Consider the following 22,949-nt stretch of genomic DNA (forward strand, 5'->3'; position numbering starts at 1 on the left):
GAACAGCGGAGCTTCTCTTTGGGAGAGGGGCTCCGCTGTTTTTGCTTTACATAGATATATTTATATATGAGTTAGACAATATTGATGGGACAATGTACGAAGCTTTCTTTTCAGTCTATAGATTCGAGTCGTTGTAGCCGTAACCGAAATATTATATTTGGTAGCGAGCAAGGGCACAGACAGTTGTCGACAAAAGTAGTCTTCATAGAGTGTATATTCATTGTTGGAAAGCTGCATTAGAATATTAACGATAACCGTATCCACATCTCCCAATCTACGATTTTCCCACTCCTCCTCTACCGAATTTGAAAAACTACAGATTTTCTCACATTCAAGCGTAGTTTCATGCTTTTTTTGTGTATAGTAGCACCTAAATGATTTATATATAAGATTTTTAGCCGTAAGGTACAGCCAACCCTTTACATTGGGGTGATGTTTGAGCTTGAGCAATTGCTGTCTTGCCGCTACAAAAGTATCTTGTGTACATTCTTCTGCCATAAATGTAAAGCAAGACTGATTCTTGATTAAATGCATACAGAAACGATATACCTCACTCAGATAAAGTTCACAAATTTTTCTGTAAAAGCATCTGGAACTACCTCTGCACTGATCCTCTTTGCAACAGTCGATAACCATCGTAGTCGGCATTGTTCAAGCCCCCTTTGGACGGATAAAAAATAAATGATTTTTGTATGTGCCAATCATATACATTAATTCCAATTTTCAAGAATGACATAAATCATATTTAATCTCGTAAATGTGGAATTACTAGAACAGTTAAAAGATATTTTAAAGTGATTTTGATTCTGATACGGAATTAGTTAATAGGGGGAGAGGGTGCACCTGGTGAAAGGGGGGGAAGGATGAAAGAATCCATAGTATATAAACGTTTGGCAGCAACATTTAGACCTTATCTGAAGACGGTCACTATCATTTTGATATGTCTCATCCTATCAGCGGGCTTGAATATATTATTGCCTTTAACAAGCAAGATTATTGTGGATCAAGGTCTCCTGAAAGGGAATATGCAGGCTGTAATCCTGTACACTTCTGCTGCGTTTTTAATCGTTTGCTTGGATAAGCTGCTGAATGTGTGTAAAGAAACCTTTCGGGCAGGCTTAAGCGCACAGGTTACCTTTTCATTATTTGAAAAGGCGTATCTGCATCTGACAAGAGTACGAATGAGTTATTTTAACCGAACCAATGAAGCGGAGCTGCTGAACCAAATTGGCACGGATGTAGGCAATGTATCGAGGATCACAGATAGTGGAGTATTTTTTGTCATTATGCAGGCGTTCAGCATGATTGGTGGTTTATGTGGTTTGCTGCTCATTAACTGGAAAATGACTGTAATCGTGCTGTGCTTTTTACCCATCAAATATGTTGTGGTGAAGTATTTTGTGAAGCGTAGAAAAAAACTGGTGGGGGATTTAATTGAAGGCAGTAGTGATTTTGCTCAGTGGTTTGGGGAATCTGTCGGGGGCATGAAGGAGCAGCGAATGTTTGGTCTTATTCCACATAAGCATCAGCAGTTCTCATCCAAGCAGCGTCGAATTGTAGAATCAGAACGAAAATTATCACTTCTGGACGCCTGGAATATCGCTTCGGAATCTATTTTAATTCAGCTTCTAATGATGCTTTTGTACGTTGTGGGTGCTAATCTTATCTTTCGTTTACAGCTTACTGTAGGTGGGATTTTTGCCTTTGTTTCTTACAGTGCTTATGTTACCACTCCTGTATTCGCTATTTTAAACATTGGCTATATGCTGGCTGAAGTCGTTCCCTCCGCCATTCGATATTATCAGTTCTTGGATTGGGCAGAGGAAGAAACATCTAATTCATTCACTCCAGCGTCTTTACTAACTGAGCCGCCATTCGAAGATCACATTGCATTTCATAATGTTTCTTTTTCCTATACCAAGGACGAACCCGTACTGCCCCACGTGAGCTTTAGGATTGCCCGAGGGGAAAAAGTAGCTATCATTGGAGCAAATGGGGCAGGGAAGTCTACGTTGCTGGATCTGATTATGAGATTCAGCCAGCCTGATCAAGGGATAATCACTTATGACGGCATTGACATCCAAAGCTATGAGATAGATGAGTATCGAAGTCAAATAGCTTTGGTCAGTCAGCAGGTGTATTTATTTGATACTACTATTTTTGGCAATATCCGCATAGGCACAGAAGTCACTAATGATGCAATAGAGGCCATTATCGCGGAGGTTGGTCTGGAAGAATTGGTTCAGAACTCGGCAGATGACTTCCCTATAGGCTCGAATGGCTCCAGATTGTCGGGTGGGCAAAGACAGAAAATTGCTATGGCCCGGGCATTGATCAGGGAAGCGCCATTGTTTATTCTCGACGAGGTGACCTCCAATCTAGACACAGCAGCTAGGCTAAATGTTCAGCAATTGTTGAAGACCCGGTTGCGTGAAAAGACCGTAATCATCGTTACACATCGCAGCGAGATACTAGCGCATGTTGATAGAGTTATTTTGTTGGAGAACGGCGAACCAGCCCAAATAGGATCACACTCCCATTTTATGACCTGTCATGCAGAATACAGAGGATGGGTATTAGGGGAAGAAGAGGTCCCCATAAAATGATGAAAAAAACAAACGCTTTCATAGTGTGATTTAACACCATGTACGGAATTAGTATAGGTGAACACCTTTTTAAATCATATCATGAATGGGAGGAGTAGTTTAACATGCGTAAGCTTGTGAAAAGAAGCACGAATGTAGGCGACACGATTGAGGCATTTGGCTGTGGTTGTTCCTGTTATTGTCCTTGCTCCTGTTATTGCGCAGGCAGTTTGACTCGAAGCTCCAATACTCAGCGTGAAAGTGACGGTTCTTATCGCAGAGATAACGGAACTGGAATTGGTAATTATTAAGCTTGTATCTGTATGGAGGAGCCTGGGCATTCCAGGCTTCTGTCCACATCAAAACAGAGTAGGTGTGAATCATGAACATGTGCCAACCCTTTATATACACATTTCAGACGAGACTCCACCATTATGTATATGATGTAAATACCAATTTAATTTTGAGGATTAAAGAGGAGGCTTACCATTTCCTGAATTCGCATTCCAGCTTCGACCTGGATCAGATGGAGGCTACACCGGAATTGCAGCACTATATCCGTGACTTGTTGGATAACGGATTTTTATCTTCACAGCGTCCGCAGATTATGAATCATCCCAAGACAAAGCACCTGGAGCATATGCTTCAGCATCAGCTGAAGACCCTCACCTTACAGGTAACTCAAAATTGCAATCTTAGATGCTCTTACTGCGTTTATTCAGGAGGATATGACAATCGAGGTCATACCAGTCTGATGATGGATTTTGAGACAGCGCGCAAGTGTATTGATTTTGTCATTGATAGGTCAGTAGACAGTGACCGTTTGGATTTTGGTTTTTATGGGGGAGAGCCGCTTATTAATTTTCCGTTGGTCAAGAAGTGTGTGGAATATATCAAGGAGCAGGTAGCGTATAGAGATGTAGGCTTTCATTTGACGACCAATGGTACGCTGCTTAATGACGATATTTTGGCCTTTCTGGATGAACATCGTTTTGTGCTTACGATCAGTCTGGACGGAGATCAAGAGAATCATGACAGAAACAGACGATTTGCTGTTAACGGGCGGGGCACCTTCGATACGATTATTGCCAATGTGGATAAAATTAAGAGAAATTACCCGGACCTCTTTGAATGGATTAATTTTAATGTGGTGCTGGATACCCGTAATGATTTTGGTTGTATCAATGATTTTTATACGAATTATGAAACCTTCGAAAGCCTGTACAGTGTAAGGTCGTCCTACATTAACGATGCTTATGTGAAGGATGAAATTTTGTACAGAAATGAATTTATTGAGCAGAGAGGCTATGAGGTAGTTAAAATGATGCTTTCCAAGTTTGGAAGAGTAGATGAAAATCATGTCTCCAAGCTGATTAAGGACTATTATATTCAGATGTATTTCCGAATGTTTCATTATAGAAAGCCTTCTGCGGGAATGCCGATAGAAGCGCATCATGGTGGACCCTGTGTGCCTGGTGTACAGCGATTGTTTGCGGATGTGCATGGAAATCTCTATCCATGTGAACGGGTCAGTGAGCAGTCGGAGGTGGTGCAGATTGGAAAAGTGGACACAGGCTTTGAAGTGGATAAAATCAGCCAGATTTTGAATGTAGGGACAATCACGGAGGATGCATGTAAAAACTGTTGGAATTTCCGCTTTTGTACGCTGTGTGTTGCTGTAGCAGATGATTTGCATACCTTGTCCAAAGAAAAGAAGCTGAGTCATTGTTCGGTAGTCAAAAATGATATTAGGCACACCTTACTTGATTATTGCATGATGAATGAGCTGGGCTATGATTTCTCCGAGGATACGATTCTCGATTTTGAAAAAGCATGAGGGGTGTCTCCATGACCAATAAATTAATCATTTTTCCGTTTGATTATGAAACGATAGCCCTGGTTAGGAACTTGAATCTATTAGGAAGTTATGAGGAAGTTGTACTTATTTCTTTTCAAGGGTCGGGTATGATCGGGAAAGATGCCTGTGTAACGGACAAGGGGGAAGTGACAGGCTTCATAGTGAAGCCAGAGTCTTGTTTGGAGCAAGAAATGGAGCGTTGTGATGCCATATTACTGGTGAAATCCAATTTCAAGCTGGATGTAGCTGAGGTGTATCTTCCCGTGATCCAGAAGGCTGGACAACTTGGCAAAAAAGTCATGTGTAATTTCACTTTGCCAGACTCATGTATGGAATTCATCGAACCCTGTGAGGAGCAAGATGACAAGCTGATTTTAAAAAATACATTTGATGTACGCACGAAAGATATTTTACCGCCTGACCCGGGCTCTGTTATTCATGATTTTTTTACACCGGTTCTGTTTGTATTAGGACTGAACGAGCGAACACATAAGCTTAATTTGCAGCTTAACCTTCGGCAGAAGCTTGAAGCACAAGGATATCGGGTGTCGCAAATCACATCTAATGGATGCGGGGAGCTGATTGGTGCACATTCTTTTCCACAGTTTATGTTTGAGAGCGGTATGACGGAAACCCAGAAGATTATCATGTTTAATCGGTATTTGAAAAAAATAGAGCAGAGCGAAAAGCCTGATCTAATACTCGTGGGCATTCCAGGTGGGATTGTTCCCTTTAACAATACGTTCACGAATTATTTTGGAGTAACCTCATTTTTGGTATCCCGCGCTGTTAGAGCGGATGGCCTAATCTGTTGTCTTCACTATGATGAATACAATATAAAATATTTGGAGCATGTGAAACAGTACATGGAAAACCGTTTTTCCTCTTCATTATTAGGATATGCCATATGTAACAATGTATTCGACAGTTACTCTTCTTCCACAGTCAATATGCAATATGCATCTGTTGATCATCGTTTCGTGGAAGAGAAAAAGCAGGAGTTTTCCAATTATTCCGTGCCTGTACTCCATCTGTCCAACGATGAAGATATGAATAGGCTGACGAAGGATATTTTACATTATTTTTCGGTTGATCATCACGTAGTTCAGTTGTAATGGAGGGAAGAACATGAACTTTACTCAGGATGTAACGGGAACAGGAATGAAACTGGAAAATATATTTTGGAAGCTTTTTAAAATAAAAGCGGGTGAGATAAATAAAGAGGCTACATTACTGGGTCCTGATATGGGGTTGTTCCCCAGAGATCTGGTATATCTATTATTTGAAGTGGAAAAAAGCTTTGCTATCCTAATTCCGGAAGAGCGTATAGTGGGAGGGGGGTTGCTTACATATAACAGCTTGTATGAGACGATAAAGGACTGCTTAACAGTGGAAAAGGAATGAAGGATTTGTGAAAATGATGATAAAACATACAAAAACATACAAAAAAATCCGATATACCTCTAGAATCACTTATTTCAGGATTTTGAAAAATCCTCATTTAGAAGAGAATTGGAGGTTTTAGGATGAATGTATCATTTACATCATCTCACCAATCGCCGTTCCGCACCGCAGATAACAACCGACTTGAACTACGGCATTCCCTTTCCGCTCAGGCTGAAAGGAAGGGTATAGGCAAGCCACAAAACAAGGTTATTCAACAATTGACAGAACAAAAGCAAAATTTGATGGAGAGGCGTTCGGACTATTTAAGTAATGCTCTCAAGCGTGGTCTTGGTCCGGAAGCTGTAAAAGCTGAAATGGAAGAGATAGATAAGCAGATTCAGCAAATTGACGAGAACATTCAAAAGCAGTCACTGGAAGAGCAAAAAAAGGCTTTAGGCATGGATGAGGAAAGTAAAAAAGAAGCTCAGAAAGGCAAAAAGGAAGAATATACGCCTAAGACTGCTGAGGAGCAGCAGCAAAGATTGATCACCTATACAATGCATAGTGTTGTATCTGCAAACAATGAGTTGAAGAGTGCCAAAATAGCCAAAACGGCACAAATCACATTGGGAAGCGAGGCTAAGGGGTGGGAAAACGCTAACCCTGCAAAATCAGCAGCTTTGCGTGAAAAGGCAGAAGGACTTAATGGAAAGATCATGGAAATCGCTGCGAATATTAATGAGCGTATCACCGAAGCGGTGAATAACGAACCGATGATTACAGATCGGGTTGAACCTAAGGATGAGCAGGAGGCGAATGCAGAGGCAGACAGGGTGTGGACTGAACAAGAGCTCAATGCCTATCTAGACTCGGCTAAAGACGGGGCGAAGACTGCAGGCACGAAGGTAAATATTGCAGTCTGATCCGGCTATCATGTACATGGTTCGCTAAATTAGGAGGGTGCTTTCAGACGAACGCTATCGTTCGCAGAGGCACCCTCCGCTTACTCTAATGGAACGGAACAGAGCCGTGAGATTCATTTCACAATCCGAAGAGACAGGGGGAGAAAAAATGAATGGCAAGATCCATGTAGCCATTATTGACGACGGGGTTAATGCTGGCTTTTTAAACACCCAATTATTATATAACGTCGAAATAGCTCATGGAGACGTAGAAGATGGACGCACCTTAAATCACGGTACGCTATGTGCAGCTATTGTACAAACGTATTTTCCAGATGCGATCATCAGTAGTGTAAAAATAATGAACGATAGAAAAGGAAATGCAGCTCAGCTTTGTGCTGCGCTGGATTGGTGTGTAAAGCATGGTGTACAGGTAGCCAATATCAGCCTGGGAAGTATAAATTATCGAGATCGAGGCATGCTGCGGGAAGCTGTAAATAATGCAGCTATGGCGGGATTAATTATGGTATGTGCAGCACAAAATGGAGGACTTCTTACTTATCCGGCTTCCTTTGCCAATGTGATTGGTGTGCGCTGCGATCATAGCGGTATACTCACAGCAGGACAATATACATATGATGCTGAGAAAGCATTCTCAAGTGGTATCGATTTTACCGCTTTTGCCAAGCATGAGCTGATAGGTGCAGCTGGAGAGGCTGTACAATGTCCCAACAGCAATAGCTATGCCACTCCATTCGTTACAGCACAGGTATGTAGAGTTTTGCAGAAGTCCAAGCGTGTTCCTTCCATAGAAAAGCTAAAACATATTTTACATAAGTATAGTTATCATCCGCTACAGGATACCATATTACCCGTAATGCGTTACAAAAATCCGGATTGGATACGGCGCGCCTATGTGTTTATAGAGGATTGTGCAATTAGTTCGAAAGCACCCTATTATTTTGAGACCCAATGTGAAGCTCAACTCCCTGGCGACAAAATTGCTGCGATCTTCGAACAAGCCATCCTGCGGGAGCGAGAACAACAGGACACAGCGCTCGAAGGTGGACAACGGGTATACGGCCTTACAGATACGATTGTCTTGCTAGGGGAAATGGAGCCAGTGAGTTTGCAGGAAGTGGAGCAATTGGCTTCACGTTATGGAAAAAATGTCGTCTATATTTCTAAAAATCAACGACATATCCCCGCACTGAATTTTTCATCTTGCTATTTGCGCTGGTGGCAGCAAGAGGGGGGGCTCTTTATGACGCGGGAGAAGGCAATCGCAATAGAGGATTCTCGCATTCCGCTTATTTGTATTTATTATGACAAGGGCATTGACATTATTTATTTTTTGCATGAGTTGAGAGGGGAATTTGCCCGGGATGGATATCAAAGCTGGATCGCGGTGGACCAGTCCGCGGCAGTGTTGCATGATATGGAGTATACGCTCCCTTCGAATGCAAGCAATGGATTACAGGAACTGTTATATAATGCGGGTACAATGGCATATAACGCTTATACGGATATTGCTATTTTGTGTGTAGAGGCTACGAATATTACGCATTGCACCAAAGAACGAGTTTTATTAGACGTTGATATTGAGCTTTCTATCCTGGTGAAAGCGGAAACTGAACGTATTTATATATCTATACGGACAGAGCAGGGATATTTGAAAGAAGGGGTCCTCTCGAATTTAAACGTGGGCGATATAGGTGGTATTTATACATATTTAGAACAACTGTTGGTAGACTGATATTCACTATTTAAAACAGGCTGCAAGATATGGAAGTAGGCACTATTTTGAACCCACCTGTAATCCGTTATTCTATTTAGCAAAGTGGTTATTCACTCAATAAGTTTGTTTATAAAACGAAATATTTTGAAGTACGTAACCAATTGCTTATCGTTTATCATTAACGTTAATAAATATATTAAGTATTTAATAATAATGTTGACTATGATAAATATGGTGTGTTATATTAAAACCGTAAATAAAACGGCTTCTTAGTCTTGGTGGTACAACGGATTTTATTTTCGCATTCAGAGAGGATGGTTTAGGTGGCAGCAGCTGTAAAAGCAAAGATGATTGTAGACAAATCTTTTCGTATTGCTGAAGTCGATAAACGCATTTATGGCTCTTTTGTAGAGCATCTCGGGCGTGCCGTATATGGCGGTATTTACGAGCCTACTCATTCAACTAGTGATGAAAGCGGTTTCCGAAATGATGTTAAAGAGTTGGTAAAACAGCTTGATGTTCCTATTATACGCTATCCGGGAGGCAACTTTGTATCCGGTTACAATTGGGAGGACGGTGTCGGCCCTGTCGCGTCCAGACCTAGACAGTTGGAGCTGGCTTGGAGAACGGTCGAGCCGAATGAAGTGGGTACGAATGAATTTTTCAAGTGGGCCAAGGATGTAGGTTCCGAAGTCATGATGGCGGTTAATCTGGGTACGCGCGGAATTGATGCTGCGCGTAATCTGGTGGAATATTGCAACCACACAGGTGGCTCCTATTGGAGTGATCTACGTCGTAGTCACGGTGTAGAGCAACCACATAAGATTAAAACCTGGTGTCTTGGTAACGAGATGGATGGCCCATGGCAAATTGGTCACAAGACAGCAGAAGAATATGGTCGTCTGGCTGTAGAATCTGCAAAAGCCATGAAGCTGATCGATCCTGACATTGAGCTTGTATCCTGTGGCAGCTCCAGTTCTACGATGCCGACGTTCCCAGAATGGGAAGCAACCACGCTGGATCATACCTATGAGGTAGCGGACTATATTTCCTTGCACCAATACTACGGCAATCATGACAATGATACGGCTAATTATCTGGCACGCTCTATGGATATGGATCATTTTATTCATACGGTCATTTCGACTTGTGACTATATCAAAGCAAAAAAACGCAGCAAGAAAAAAATGATGCTCAGCTTTGACGAATGGAACGTATGGTATCACTCCAATGATGCGGACAAAAAAATTGATCCGTGGTCTGTGGCACCACCGCAGCTTGAGGATATCTATAACTTTGAGGATGCATTGTTGGTAGGCAGCATGTTGATTACGTTCCTGCGCCACGCGGATCGTGTGAAAATGGCTTGCCTCGCCCAACTGGTCAATGTTATTGCGCCAATCATGACCGAGAATAACGGAAAGGCGTGGAAACAAACGATTTTCTATCCGTATCTGCATGCCTCCCGTTATGGTCGTGGGGTATCGCTGATGCCTGTCGTAGATTCGGAAAAATACGATTCCAAGGACTTCACAGACATTCCTTATCTGGACAGCGCTGTAGTTTATGATGAAGAGGGAGACGCACTGACTGTCTTTGCAGTGAACCGTCATTTGTCTGAATCGCTGGAGTTGACAGTAGATGTACGCAGTTTTGAAGGCTACCGCATTGTCGAGCATACTGTATTGGAGCATGATGATCTTAAAGCGACCAACAGTCCAGCCGGTGAAAAAGTTACGCCTCACAACGGCGGCAACGCCAAGCTTGAAGACGGAATTGTAAAAGCTCATTTGGGCAAAGCATCGTGGAACGTTATCCGTCTCGCTAAGTCTCATTAATTCCTTTCTGTAAAAGGTAGAGCTTCGACTGTATCTAAATAAGCTCGCATTCTCTCTTGTAAGAGTATTACAAGAGCGGCAATGCGAGCTTTTTGCGTAAAATGAGCCATTTGTCCCTCCATAGATATAGGTTTTTAAGAGAAGGATGGATTTTAAATAAATATTATGTTTATTACTAAATTTAACTAGACAAAGATGACCTTTATTCACTAAGTGCTCGTACTCCGTACATTTTTATGAAGTTAATTAGACCCAGTTCCAGACTTCCTAGGTGAAAAAAGACCCTGTTATATCGTTGTCAACGTATTGATATCTGAAATGCAGGGTGTGTAATCCGACTTAAATCCACGTTATACTTTAAAAGACAGTCTATTTAAAACCAGATGATGGTTGTAGCATTTCGAGAAAGGAATGATCTGTATGAGTCAGACAGACCAATATCGTTTTCAAGTGAACTTGGGCGGTATGATTGATATTTTGGCCAATCATTTATATAGCAGTCCACGAGTGTTTATACGTGAGGTTCTGCAAAATGCAACAGATGCGATCACGGCTCGCAAGGAGCTGCGGAAGGTTGTTGCTGAAAGTAAAGTACTGAAAGAAGACAAGGCTCTTGGAGATACAGCTTCTGAGAGTAACGACTATGAAGGTAAAGTCATCGTGGAGTTATCTGGTTCTGGGGAGCATCAGGTATTGATGATTCAGGATAACGGCATTGGATTGTCAGAAGAAGACATTCACCGTTTTTTGTCGATTATCGGTCAGTCTTCCAAGAAGGAAGCCGATTTGCTGGCTTCTGAGACTTCGTTTATCGGACGCTTTGGGATTGGGTTACTATCCTGCTTTATGGTGAGCGATGAAATTGTAGTGCTGACCCGCTCGGTGAAGGAAGGCATCTCCATGGAATGGAGAGGGAAGCCGGATGGGACGTATACGATTCGTCGATTGGAAACCGAGCTGCCTGTAGGGACGCAAATTTATTTGCGCTGCAAGCCGGGAAGTGAGTTTTATTATGAGCCAGCGCACGTAGAGGAGTCTTTAATCTATTATGGTGCGTTGCTGCCGTATCCGGTCATGCTGTCTGTAGACGGGGAGACCAAGCGCGTCAATCTTCCATCGACGAGCTGGATGCAGGATCCCGAACAATTGCGGAGTCGCCGTAGTGAGGTGCTGGATTTAGGCTATCGCCTGATGGGCGAGCGCTTCAGTGATTTTATACCGTTGCGGACGGCATCAGGCAGAACAGGCGGGATTGCATTCATTTTGCCTCGCAGTGTTAATCTGAACAGCAAGCGGCTGCATCGGGTGTACCTGAAGCATATGCTGGTGTCGGACAAGGCGGAAAATGTTTTGCCGGAATGGGCATTCTTCATTAAAAGCCTAATTTGGACAGATGAATTGCAACCAACGGCATCACGTGAGTATTTTTATGAAAATGAGCAGCTTGACGATGTTCGTTCTGAACTGGGTACCTGTATTCGGGAAGAACTGCTACGCATGGCGCAGTATGAGCCAGACCGCTTGCAGCACTGGATTCGTTTGCATGAGCTGTCCATGAAGGCGCTCGCCGTGGAGGATGATGAATTTTTGCGGATAATGTACCGTTGGTTTTCCTTCGAAAGTACATTTGGGCGGCGTGAGCTGAAAGAACTGATCCAAGAGGCGGACGGACGTCCACTGCATTACACATCGACAGTAGATGAGTATCGTCAGATTACGCATGTGGCGGCGGCGCAATCCATGTTGGTGATCAATGGCGGCTATATTTATGATTCAGACATTTTGGAAAAGCTGCATTGGATTGACTCTAACCTGCAAACAGAGCGTCTTAGCCCTGAGGAAGTATCTCTTTCATTTACCGGGCTAACACAGGAAGAACGCGAGAATTATTACGGTGTGCTACGTGTCATGGATGCTGCTTTGCAGCCGATGCGTTGCCGCGCTGAGTTGAAGCGTTTTGAGCCTGCGAGTTTGCCAGTGTTGTATACCATTTCTCAGGATGCATTGACCTTGCGCTCCATGGAAAACACGGTTGAGGAGACAACCTCACTTTTTTCCAATGTGCTTGATAGTCTGAAAGCAGGAGTCCAGCAGAATTCGGGTTATTCCACCTTATACTTTAATCTGAACAACCCGGTGGTGGCGCGGATTCTTGAAGCTACCGATACGCAGATGGTCACGGCTGCTACAGAAATGATGTATGTGAATGCGCTTATGATGGGGCACTACCCGATGAACCGCAGTGAGTTGGGACTGATGAATCGAAGTGTGCTGCATTTTATCAATTGGGGATTAGGGAACGGACAAAATTCGTAATTGCGTAATTATAGGGGGAGCCAAATGGAAGATACGATATATGATTTGATGGAGCAGGCGCAGGATCTGCCCGGAGGGGCGGCAAAGCTGGCGCTTTTGGAAGAAGCAGTCCGCTTGGCAGATACTTCCGGATTGAAGGAACTCGCTTATGAAATCCGGGGAGAGATTGTAGACTGCGCTATTTTTAACGGATATCCATTGAAGTCGCTGATTGCTTTTTCGTGGCAGTTGGGCCAATTTGATCAAAATCCAGAGGAATACGACGCAGATGAGCTGTTGTGGAATTACAAATGGATACTCGGTAAGGTATGCAGCTTTTCCAATATATCGAAGACTCAAATAGAAGATTTGGCGGAGGATATGCGCAGACGTTATGCCGAATACGGGTATAATGAGCGTCCATATTACTATTATAAGTTCCGCATCGCGATGGACATGGGTGAACTGGATGAAGCACGGCGGTATCTGGATACCTTCCGCTTGATTGAGTCGGACAGTATGAGTGATTGTGAGGCCTGTGAGCAGAGCCAGATGGTACGGTTCTATTACTTGACTGGAGAAAACGAGCAGGCGCTTGCCGTGGCAAAACCGATTTTGTCGGGTCGCATGAAATGTGCAGAAGTACCACATGTGACGCTCTCGCAGGTGCTATTGCCGCTTTATCGTCAAGGCGAGGTTGATCAGGCAAAGGACAATCATCGCAAAGGCTATCGCCTAATTCGGGATGACCGCGACTTCCTGAAAACGATAGCGGAGCATATCGAATATCTGGCGATTGCTGATCCGGTTCAAGGAATCGAAGTAGTAGAGCGTCATCTACATATGGCGCTAGACTATGAGAGCGGGCTGGAGCAGATGTATTTTTACGCGACGATGGTGAGTCTGCTACAAAAGTTGGATACTTCGGGAGAAAAACGATTGATCCGGTTGCCGGCTTCCTTGGAATGGGGTAAAGAGGATCGCACATTGACAGAAATCATTGCGTATTTTAGGCCACTGGCAGAGTCAGCGGCGGCTGATTTTGATCGACGGAACGGGAATACGTTTTATTCCGATTGGCTCGGGAAAATTGTTCAAACGGCATAGAAGAAGTGTTAGCTGTGACGAATATTTTATACAGCCCAAACAATGAGCAGGTATAATGTTCCTGTGAAATGACAGGAGGGGTTATGTTGTGACTGTAACCGAAAAGGTGATTAATTTCGCACACCGCGGAGCTTCAGGTGTATGTCCTGAGAATACGATGGCGGCATTCCGCCACGCCTTGGAACTGGGAGCAACAGGTATAGAAACGGATGTGCAGCGTACCCAAGATGGGCATCTGGTGCTGATTCACGATGAGTCGCTGGAGCGTACGACAGGTTGCTCACTGGATGTAAGGGATATTACGCTGGAAGAATTAAATAAACTAGATGCGGGCAGTTGGTTTGATGAGAAATTCCGAGGTGAGCGGGTTCCGATGCTGGATGAGCTACTGGAACTAGCCCAGTCCTCGAATACAATTATTAATTTGGAGTTGAAAAACAGCATTTATCTCTATCCGGGTATGGAGGAAGAGGTCATTGCTGCCGTGAAGCGTTTTGGGTTGGAACAGCGTGTAATCATATCCAGCTTCAATCACGAATCGCTGGCGCTCTGTGCGCAGCTTGCTCCTGAAATCAAGACGGGGGCGCTGTATATCGAAATTATGGTTCGTCCATCCGAGTATGCAACCCAATTCGGGGTAACAGCACTCCATGCCTACAAACAAGTTGTTACGCCAGAAGCTGTATCAGAGGCTTTGGCATTAGGCGTCGTATACCACCCATGGACGGTGAATGAGCCAGAAGAAATGAAGCGTCTGCTGGAGGCCGGGGTGAACGGCATCATCACGGACTATCCTGACCGGTTGGCGCATTTATTGGCTGTTCGCTCTTCCTAAGTCGAAGACACATTGGAACTGTGACTAAGGGTTTGCAAGGATATGACTGTGGCTATTTATTGAAGCAAAATAGACTCTCCTGTACGCACTCGTTTTTACGAGGCGAGGGAGAGTCTTTTTTGCCCTAAGCCGAAGAGCGTATCATCCACGATGACCTTGATTCCTTTCTACTTGATGCCGAGCCGCATACGATAGCTGAACAGGATGTCTAGTGTTCTGCCCTGAAAATGATTCTCTACCAGCTTCACGAAGCGGGCTATATCGACGTCAAGCGCTCGATTGCCAAGTTTGAAGAGACTTTGAATACCCCCTTGGCTTAGAGCGAGCCCTGTATAACGAGCTGCGTCACACTGCTCACGGTTATGGAAGACAATCTCCCGGGTATATCGGAATTGTCCGCTGCGGTGCAGATTAGCTAAATGCTGATCCTTGCTCCATTTATGAGCTTGTTGCTCTACTGGGGCTTCCTGTTCCAAAAGGGTATCCGCTTTGGTGATAAGCTCTGTATAAGCTTGCTCTATCTGCCATTGCAGCACCGGAGGCCAGTCACAGTCAAAGGCCGCGAACACGCCGCCCTGAGCCAAGACCCTGCCCGCTTCCTGAAGCGTGCTCTCGGGGTCCATCCAGTGAAAGGATTGAGAGCAGGTGATGACGTCTACAGTTCCGTCCTCAAAGGGCAGGTTGTTGGAGAACCCGCTTTTGAAGGAAATGGTTCCTGCCATTGTCTTTCCTGCTGTCTCCAGCTTGTGCAGGGCTTTTCCTCTCATGTCCGGGTTAGGCTCGATACCGACGATTTGCTGAGCGGCGTTTTCCCATATGAAAGTTGAAAGTCCTGTACCGCAGCCAATATCGGCAACTAGCTCTACGTTTCGCTCCAGATAGCGGCTGATGATTTCCACGACGAGTGACGGTGCTTCCGGGCGGTGCTGATCGTAGTTGTCGGCAAAACCGTTGAAACGATCCACATTACTTTGCAGATTTCCCTCAGGTATCATGGGTTCTTTTCCTCCTTAGTATCGACCGGGCGGCCGTGTAGACTCAAATGCTGCTGTACTCCTATAGTGTACAATTTTACATGTTCATCCATCTACTCTCGTGATTTCACAGCACCCGTCGGATTTCGGAGGGAGGAAATCCCCCTATTTTATCATTGAAGCAAGCGCCCACTCGCGCATCATGGAGTCAAGCATTGGACGCAAATCTTCGCGTTGCATACCCATGTGGAGCACGGCTTCCAGATATCCAGCTTTATCTCCAATATCATAACGTGTGCCTTCCAGTTCTAATGCGAGCAGTTGGTTCTGTAACGCTACTTGATGAAGAGCATCCGTCAATTGGTATTCACCGCCCGCTCCAGTGGACAGGTTTTCCAATATAGAGAAAATGGAAGGCTCTAATACATACCGACCAATGACTGCCTGCCGCGAAGGGGCATCTGCCGGAGATGGTTTTTCAACAAGTCCGCCGACTTCGTGAATGAGACCGTTCTGGTGAGTGGAGTCAATAATGCCGTATTTACTCACATCTTGTTCTTCCACTGTGCGCACGCCGACCACTTGCTTGCCAGTCGCTTCGTAAACATCCATCATTTGACGAATCGCCGGGGTGGAGGAATTCATAATATCATCGCCCAGCAACACGGCAAAGGGCTCATCGCCAATGAACTGACGAGCGCAGCTTACCGCGTGTCCCAAGCCGAGGGGTTCTTTTTGACGGATATAGTGAATGACTGCTTTACCCCCGATGCTTTGAACTTCACGTAGGAGATCATATTTACCCTTGCTCTCCAGTACCTGCTCCAATTCCACAGACTTGTCAAAATGATCCTCGATGGCTTTTTTATTACGCCCCGTTACGATAATGATGCTCTCAATTCCGGACTTGATGGCTTCTTCTACGATATATTGAATAGCCGGCTTGTCTACGATGGGAAGCATCTCTTTCGGTAAAGCTTTCGTAGCTGGTAGAAAACGGGTTCCTAATCCGGCGGCTGGAATAACAGCTTTTGTAATTTTTCTCATAGAAACTCACTTTCCTTTCGGGATGGGGAACCGAATACCCAGTATCGGCTCCCGATATAATTGATGATCATTCCGGCTGCGGTCGCGATCAGCTTGCCTAAAGCAAGCGGCAACTCGGTTCCAGTGTGAAGCACTTGCAGTAATAAGGAGGTTATCCCCAATACGATGAGGTTAATGATGATGAATTTAGGTAATTGACCCTTATTAGTGTTGTTTGATAGTTGTTTGTTGAATGTCCATTTGCTGTTCAAAATATAACTGTTGGCTGTGCCGCAGCTGTACGAAATGACCTGCGCTACAATGACCGGCACTCCGCCCCAAGCCAGCAGCATAAAAATGATATAATCTACACCCGTATTCACCAGACCTACGATGCCAAATCGGATCATAGGAAGCAGTTGGGCCATGCGACTTTTCATGGGTTAGGCTCCATGACCGGATTTGGGTCCGGTATATATCGCACTGTTGCCGCGCACTGTGCGTCCTGTCGAAATCAGGCTCTCACGGGCTCCTTGCATGTACAGGGAGTCACGGGATTCAGGGACTTTCATAGCATGCGTCGGACCGTTTTCGTATTGTCCACCCAGATGCTCACGGACAATGTAAAGCGGACGTGCTTTGGTTTCGTCATAAATGCGTCCAACATATTCACCCATAATACCGAGAATGATCAGGATCACCCCGTCGAAGATCAGGCTGATGCTAATCATAGACGACCAGCCCTTCATCACATAGGAGTCGGTGAAAAAGTTGAGAAACAGTACGTACATCAGATACAGGAAGCCGGACATGGATAGAAGTGCACCGATATACCCTGCCAGCTTGAGCGGTTTAATCGAAAAGGATGTGATCCCGTCCAGACTGAGCTTGATCATTCGTTTCAACGGATACTTGGTTTCGCCTGCGAGCCGCTCGTCGCGCTCATATTCTACAGCAGTTTGTTTGAAACCGATCCAGCTGACCAGTCCACGAACGAATCGGTTATTTTCCGGCAGCCGTTTCAATTCTTCTATGACCTTGCGATCCATTAGGCGGAAGTCCCCGGTGTCGACCGGGATATTAATATCCGTTGATGCTTTAAGTACACGGTAGAAGAGGCTGGCAGACCATTTCTTGAAGCGAGTCTCGCCATTGCGTTTGAGTCGTTTGGCGTAGACCACTTCATAGCCTTCCTTCCACTTGTTAGCCATCTCAACAATCAGTTCCGGCGGGTCCTGGAGGTCGGCGTCAATGACGACGACCGCCTCCCCCACCGCATAATCCATCCCGGCAGTAATCGCTAGCTGATGACCAAAATTGCGAGAGAAATCAATCAATACAATGGTGTCATCTCTGAGACTGAATTCCTTGATCAATTGGACGCTGCGGTCCGAACTTCCATCATTTACGAAGATCAGCTCGTAGGGCTCACCCATCGAGCCCATAACTTGTTTCAGCCTCCGGTAGGTTTCCGTAATAACGGCTTCCTCGTTGTACATCGGAATAACAATGGAATAACGGATGGGTTCACTCATTCGTAGTTCCTCCTCATTTATAATGTGATTTCGTATAAAGTACCGCTTCCGCCACGTTCGTCTCCGCCAGGGCCACCTTGACCATCCTGGGCGTTCGCATTGCTGTTCGTGATGTCGCTTCCGCTCTCGGTTGCTTTAACGTCTGTACTTGTTTCGCCTGTTGTTGTTTTCCATTCATCTGTAGGAATCACTTTGCCGTGTTCTTTGATCCATGCAGTGACTTCAGAGTTACCGCCGTCCGGTCCGCCGCCTCCACCAGAAATCATGAAGTACTTCACTTGGCCGCTTTCGACCAGCGCCTTGATTTTATCGACGGTATAGACTGGATCGGAAGATACAAAACCGTTCATAATAATTACTTTTTGTCCGGCCTCGACCAGGTAAGGAGCAGCCGTTGAATAATTACTTGCTGCAAAAAGGTAGGTTTCACCTGTGTTATTTTTTTGCAAGTAGCTCAACGTTTTTTGATCTAAACTTTGGCTACCGTTGGGTCCCCCCATTCCTCTGGAACGGGTAGAAGATTTTTGTTCCGTGTCTGTACTTGTTTGTGTGCCTGAAGTATTACCGTCAGGGCTGGAATTCTCTGCATTATTGGTCTGGTTATTCGTTTGAGTTCCTTCGGCTTGTTGTCCATTGGCGCTCTGACCTCTATTGCGATCATTGCCGCCCGGCATTCCACCACCACCGCCAAATTGAGTGGGTCCGGCTTGTGGAATCATGCTGTTCCCCCCGTAGATGATCGGTGTCAATGCCCAGTATGCAGGACCGATAAACATAGCGAATACACTTGCAATGATGGCGAATCTTGTGAACTTCTCAGATTTCATTCGTGCTACTATCAGCAGCACCGTGCCGATGATCCCTAGGATCAATACCGCGATGGACCAGCCGCTGCCAATGGTATCGTTGTAATTTTGCAAAACAAACCAGCTAAATACCGAGGTTGCCAATACTGCTGCGGGTAACAGCCAGGAGAGCCAGTTGGAACGCTCACGATACTGCTTCCACAATTCTACGAATCCTGCTCCAAAGAGCGCTGCAATTGGTGGCGCGAGCATAATCAGGTAATAATGATGAAAGAATCCTGCTACGCTGAAAAACGCAGCTACGGGAATCAACCAGGCCAGCCAGAAGATGACCTCTTTGTGTTTTTGTGTGATATTACGACGTCGAATGCTTGCAAGCAGACCGATGGAAGCAATCAATGCGAATGGAAGCAGCCAGCTGGCTTGACCTGACAGGGAAGATTGGAACAACCGCAAAGGTCCTTTTTCGCCAGTGCCGAACATGCCGCCACCGGAATTTCCTCCCGGTCCACCGCCTGGACCACCCTGGCCATTTTGCCCGTCTCCAGGACCACCTTGTCCGTTGCCGCCAAATCCACCCGGTGGCATTTGACCACCTGCACCGAATCCGCCTGCTGCCATGTTGTTGGCACCAGAGTCATCCGTAGTGGTAGTGCTGTCCGATGTTGTAGTCGTCTGAGCTTGATCTGTGTTCGTATCGCTGCTATTCGTTGTAGCGTTATTGTTCCGATCCGTGCGTTCACCGCCACGATTGCCACCTGTACCCTGATCTCCTGTCAGACGGGACAGGCCGTTATAACCAAAGGCCAAATTCAGCACAGAGTTCGTACCGCTACTTCCCATATAAGGGCGTTCATCTGCCGGAGTGGAGTCCACTACGACTGCCCAGGAGAGCGATACGATCAGGAGGACAACTGCTGATCCTACCAGTGTTACTGCTTTTCGCTTCCAGTTAAACTTGGAGGCCAGCAGATAGAACAGACCCAATGCCGGAACGATCATATAGGCTTGCAACATTTTTTCGTTAAAGGCGATGCCTACGACTGCGAAAGCAGCAAGGATCAACCCGGTTTTGCTATTTCTAATGCCTCTGAACAATAGCCATGTTGCGAGCAACAGTGTGAAAACCAACATAGCGTCGATGTTATTCGTGCGGCTAACCGCTACGGCTATCGGTGTCGTTGCCATAGCGAAGGCGGCCAATCGTGCGGCCATCGTACCAAAGCTCGGTTTGACGAGTAAGTAAACGAGCAAGACTGATCCGACCTGAGCCAGTGCCTGTGGCAAGATAACGCTCCATCCGTGAAGCCCGAATATATAGGCGCTCAGTGTCTGAATCCAGAAAACCACAGGCGGTTTGTCTACCGTTACCGATCCGGCAGAATCAAGTGAGGCGAAAAAGAAGTTGTGAAAGCTCTGTAGCATGCTTGCTACGGCCGTCGTGTAATAGGTGTTTACATATTTGTCTTGCCAGATGTTGTATCCGTTCAAAAATGCGGATATCAGCATAATGATGATCAGGGGGATGTCCGCCCTGGTCTTAAACCATTTCTTAATCATGTTCATTCCACTCCCTGTGAAAATTCTTTGTATTTATTCCGTTGTTCTAGCCGCTATCTTCAGGACTGCGGAATGACCAGTCGCTTCTGATCTTGGCCCGGTGAACTACCGGCTTGCTATTATCATGCCATACGTACCTTAATGGGTTCTGAGCGCTCCCTGAACGTTAGCTGAAAGCTGAGCAGAGGTACTTTTTTTGCGACAGGATTCAGGTATATTAGATACAGGTAAAAATGAACTGACTTTTTTATGAGAAAAATGCGGCAACATGAAAGGGAAGATTAATAATGAATCCAATACACGGAGTTAAAATTATGCTGGCAGATGATGAGCCTCATATTTTGCAATTTTTAGAGCTTGGACTGATTAATGAAGGATATGAAGTCAGAACCGCCGAGAACGGGAGTAAAGCGATCGATTTGGCAAGAGAGTTTCGTCCGCATGTAGCGGTGCTGGATGTGATGATGCCGGAAATGAACGGTTTTGAGGTGTGCCAAAGTCTCAAGGAGACGGAGGATAACATCGCGGTCATTATGCTGACCGCCAAGGATGATGTAGACGATCGGGTAAAGGGATTAAAACTCGGCGCGGATGATTATGTCGTAAAGCCCTTCAGTTTTAATGAGCTGCTGGCTCGCATTGAAGCGCGCTTGCGCAATCAGTTCCCCGATCTGCTGGGGGAAGTGGTTCACGGCCCCTTTCAAGTGGATGATCGACGCAAGGAAATTCGTTATCAGAGTCAGGTGCTGGAGCTGTCGCCTACCGAATATGAACTATTGAAGTTTCTGGTGCTTAATCACGGGATTGTGCTGAGTAAAAGTCGTATTCTGGACCGGGTATGGGGGTACGATTTTGGAGGCGAGGATAATATTGTTGAGGTGTACATTCGCTCCTTACGTGAAAAACTCAAAGACAAGGAGCACCGGGTCATTCGTACGCTGCGCGGTGTGGGCTACCGGGTGGATCTGCTATGAAGGCGGGCGGGAAAAGTCGGAGAAAATATGCACTTCGTTCTCTCCGGTCCCAGCTTTTGGCTAGAACGTTACTCATTTTGGCTTTGCTGCTCGTATTGATTGGTTTTCTACAATATTTTCTGATGAAAGATTTTCTGTATCGCAGTCGGGCAGAAGCTATGGATACGCAGTTAAATTCAATTCCTGCCGATTTATTGATTAAGGATTCGCAGGAGCAGAGTGGGGTAACCGCTCCCCAAGAACAAACCAATCGGAGGAATAATCGACCGGGGCCGTTTTTGTTTTGGCCGGATATGTCGCTCGCTTCTATAGATACAGACGGCACTTTCCAGAGCTTGTCCAACGAAAACGGACTTAAGCCGCCACGTCTCACCACTGAGCAATATCATGCAATGCAGCAGAGCAAACGCATGCGCCACGGCTATCAATTAATCACGGATGCTCAGGGGAAAGAGCAACTGGTTGTATTCCGTCCGCTCGGTCCACCTGACCGTTCGTCCGGTTTACTTCAAATGGGCGTATCCACGACTTCTATGCAAGAGCAATTGATTAACCAGCTCCGCACCTTTATTTTATTGTCTCTGATTGCGCTTGCGATTGGGTTGGCGCTTATGCTTCCTGTGCTGCGCCGCACGTTGGTGCCCCTTTCCAGGATGGTCGAGGCAGTCAAACGTATTGATGCGGGCAATCTGGCCGAACGCTTTGACGCAGAGCAAGGGCAGTATGAGGTGGATCGTTTGGCGGTTTCATTTAACGGGATGCTGGAACGGCTGGAGCATTCTTTTGCTGCCGAACGAGAATTGCAGATGCAGATGAGACGATTTATTGCGGATGCTTCCCATGAACTGCGCACCCCGCTCACGTCTATTCACGGCTTCTTGGAAGTGCTGCTTCGTGGGGCGGCATCTAATCCGAAGCAGCTTCTGTCGGCACTAGAAAGTATGTATGGTGAATCCAAGCGGATGAATAAACTTGTCTCTGATTTACTATTGTTGGCTAAGCTGGATCGAACACCGGAGTTGAAGCTGGAAGACATATCACTAGATGCGTTGCTGCTGGAAATGAAACCGCAGCTCCTTATGCTGGCAGGTACACGTAAAGTGGTTTTTGATATGACGGCAGGTATACGGGTATTGGCAGAGGGGGATAAAATCAAGCAGGTAGTGCTCAACTTGTTTCACAATGCTGTTCAGCATACCGATATGGAAAGAGGTGTGATCCAGGTAAACCTGTCTGCAGGTAAGAAGTTGGTGGATATCCAAATTCGTGATAACGGACCAGGCATGAGTAAAGAACAGCTGGAGCGGATATTTGAGCGTTTTTATCGTGGAGATGAATCGCGTACACGTAGCTCAGGCGGGGCGGGCCTTGGTCTGGCCATTACACAGTCTATCGTAGAAGCACACGGCGGGAACATTACGGCCGAAAGCACACCGGGAACGGGAAGTGTATTCAAAGTAACGTTACCTTTAGCGGGAACAGTATAGTATTTAAGATTATGGCGTAACATAAAAATAGCCCCCCGAACCG

General features: G+C 45.6%; 19 protein-coding genes. 13 read left to right on the forward strand and 6 right to left on the reverse strand.

The window, feature by feature from the left end; genetic code table 11:
* Positions 1-60 precede the first annotated feature (60 nt).
* Complete coding sequence (locus tag MKY24_RS01705) at positions 61-648, reverse strand: sigma-70 family RNA polymerase sigma factor (RefSeq protein ID WP_028541959.1); 588 nt, start codon at positions 646-648, stop codon at positions 61-63.
* A 215-nt stretch (positions 649-863) separates the two neighbouring features.
* On the opposite strand from MKY24_RS01705, the gene MKY24_RS01710 reads away from it, so the two are divergent.
* The 11 genes from MKY24_RS01710 (at position 864) to MKY24_RS01760 (ending at position 14,544) form a co-directional block, all read left to right on the forward strand.
* Positions 864-2,606, forward strand: a complete 1,743-nt coding sequence (locus tag MKY24_RS01710; protein WP_028541960.1) for an ABC transporter ATP-binding protein — start codon at positions 864-866, stop codon at positions 2,604-2,606.
* 104 nt (positions 2,607-2,710) lie between these two features.
* Positions 2,711-2,896, forward strand: coding sequence for a CLI_3235 family bacteriocin precursor (locus tag MKY24_RS01715; RefSeq protein WP_071559456.1), 186 nt, complete (start codon positions 2,711-2,713; stop codon positions 2,894-2,896).
* 77 nt (positions 2,897-2,973) lie between these two features.
* Complete coding sequence (gene ccpM / locus MKY24_RS01720) at positions 2,974-4,422, forward strand: Cys-rich peptide radical SAM maturase CcpM (protein WP_049828450.1); 1,449 nt, start codon at positions 2,974-2,976, stop codon at positions 4,420-4,422.
* Positions 4,423-4,433: 11 nt separating this feature from the next.
* The gene (locus MKY24_RS01725) at positions 4,434-5,558 is read left to right on the forward strand and encodes a TIGR04066 family peptide maturation system protein (RefSeq protein ID WP_028541962.1); all 1,125 of its coding nucleotides are present in this window, start codon (positions 4,434-4,436) and stop codon (positions 5,556-5,558) included.
* A 46-nt stretch (positions 5,559-5,604) separates the two neighbouring features.
* The gene (locus MKY24_RS01730; protein WP_238808321.1) at positions 5,605-5,847 is read left to right on the forward strand and encodes a peptide maturation system acyl carrier-related protein; all 243 of its coding nucleotides are present in this window, start codon (positions 5,605-5,607) and stop codon (positions 5,845-5,847) included.
* A gap of 122 nt (positions 5,848-5,969) precedes the next feature.
* Complete coding sequence (locus MKY24_RS01735) at positions 5,970-6,752, forward strand: muscle M-line assembly protein unc-89 Uncoordinated protein 89 (protein WP_339201290.1); 783 nt, start codon at positions 5,970-5,972, stop codon at positions 6,750-6,752.
* Between the two features lie 148 nt (positions 6,753-6,900).
* Positions 6,901-8,487 (forward strand): S8 family serine peptidase, encoded by a 1,587-nt coding sequence (locus tag MKY24_RS01740; RefSeq protein WP_339201291.1) that lies wholly within the window; start codon positions 6,901-6,903, stop codon positions 8,485-8,487.
* A gap of 305 nt (positions 8,488-8,792) precedes the next feature.
* Entirely contained in the window at positions 8,793-10,307 is a 1,515-nt protein-coding gene (locus MKY24_RS01745) for an alpha-N-arabinofuranosidase (protein ID WP_025723872.1), read from the forward strand.
* Positions 10,308-10,727: 420 nt separating this feature from the next.
* Entirely contained in the window at positions 10,728-12,623 is a 1,896-nt protein-coding gene (locus tag MKY24_RS01750) for an HSP90 family protein (protein WP_339201293.1), read from the forward strand.
* Positions 12,624-12,647: 24 nt separating this feature from the next.
* Positions 12,648-13,709, forward strand: coding sequence for a hypothetical protein (locus tag MKY24_RS01755; RefSeq protein WP_339201294.1), 1,062 nt, complete (start codon positions 12,648-12,650; stop codon positions 13,707-13,709).
* An 88-nt stretch (positions 13,710-13,797) separates the two neighbouring features.
* Complete coding sequence (locus MKY24_RS01760; protein ID WP_023986634.1) at positions 13,798-14,544, forward strand: glycerophosphodiester phosphodiesterase; 747 nt, start codon at positions 13,798-13,800, stop codon at positions 14,542-14,544.
* A gap of 167 nt (positions 14,545-14,711) precedes the next feature.
* On the opposite strand, the gene MKY24_RS01765 is transcribed toward MKY24_RS01760, so the two are convergent.
* The 5 genes from MKY24_RS01765 to MKY24_RS01785 all read right to left on the reverse strand — a co-directional run bounded on the left by MKY24_RS01765 (position 14,712) and on the right by MKY24_RS01785 (position 20,445).
* Positions 14,712-15,539 carry a class I SAM-dependent methyltransferase gene (locus MKY24_RS01765; RefSeq protein ID WP_339201295.1) on the reverse strand — a complete coding sequence of 276 codons (828 nt, stop codon included), beginning with the start codon at positions 15,537-15,539 and terminating at the stop codon, positions 14,712-14,714.
* A 144-nt stretch (positions 15,540-15,683) separates the two neighbouring features.
* Positions 15,684-16,565 carry a UTP--glucose-1-phosphate uridylyltransferase GalU gene (gene galU / locus MKY24_RS01770; RefSeq protein WP_023986636.1) on the reverse strand — a complete coding sequence of 294 codons (882 nt, stop codon included), beginning with the start codon at positions 16,563-16,565 and terminating at the stop codon, positions 15,684-15,686.
* Entirely contained in the window at positions 16,562-16,984 is a 423-nt protein-coding gene (locus MKY24_RS01775; protein WP_023986637.1) for a GtrA family protein, read from the reverse strand. The genes galU and MKY24_RS01775 overlap by 4 nt, the downstream gene beginning before the upstream one ends.
* A 3-nt stretch (positions 16,985-16,987) precedes the next feature.
* The gene (locus MKY24_RS01780; RefSeq protein ID WP_339201298.1) at positions 16,988-18,079 is read right to left on the reverse strand and encodes a glycosyltransferase family 2 protein; all 1,092 of its coding nucleotides are present in this window, start codon (positions 18,077-18,079) and stop codon (positions 16,988-16,990) included.
* 17 nt (positions 18,080-18,096) lie between these two features.
* Positions 18,097-20,445 carry a glycosyltransferase family 39 protein gene (locus MKY24_RS01785; protein WP_339201300.1) on the reverse strand — a complete coding sequence of 783 codons (2,349 nt, stop codon included), beginning with the start codon at positions 20,443-20,445 and terminating at the stop codon, positions 18,097-18,099.
* 287 nt (positions 20,446-20,732) lie between these two features.
* Here MKY24_RS01785 and MKY24_RS01790 point away from each other — a divergent pair, with 287 nt between their 5' ends.
* Entirely contained in the window at positions 20,733-21,419 is a 687-nt protein-coding gene (locus MKY24_RS01790) for a response regulator transcription factor (protein WP_069080764.1), read from the forward strand.
* A complete protein-coding gene (locus MKY24_RS01795) occupies positions 21,416-22,906 on the forward strand; it encodes a HAMP domain-containing sensor histidine kinase (protein WP_339201302.1) in 1,491 nt (496 codons plus the stop codon). Before MKY24_RS01790 ends, MKY24_RS01795 begins: the two co-directional genes overlap by 4 nt.
* The last annotated feature ends 43 nt before the right edge of the window (positions 22,907-22,949 follow it).

The sequence above is a fragment of the Paenibacillus sp. FSL P2-0322 genome, from assembly GCF_037975315.1.
Classification (GTDB): domain Bacteria; phylum Bacillota; class Bacilli; order Paenibacillales; family Paenibacillaceae; genus Paenibacillus; species Paenibacillus polymyxa_B.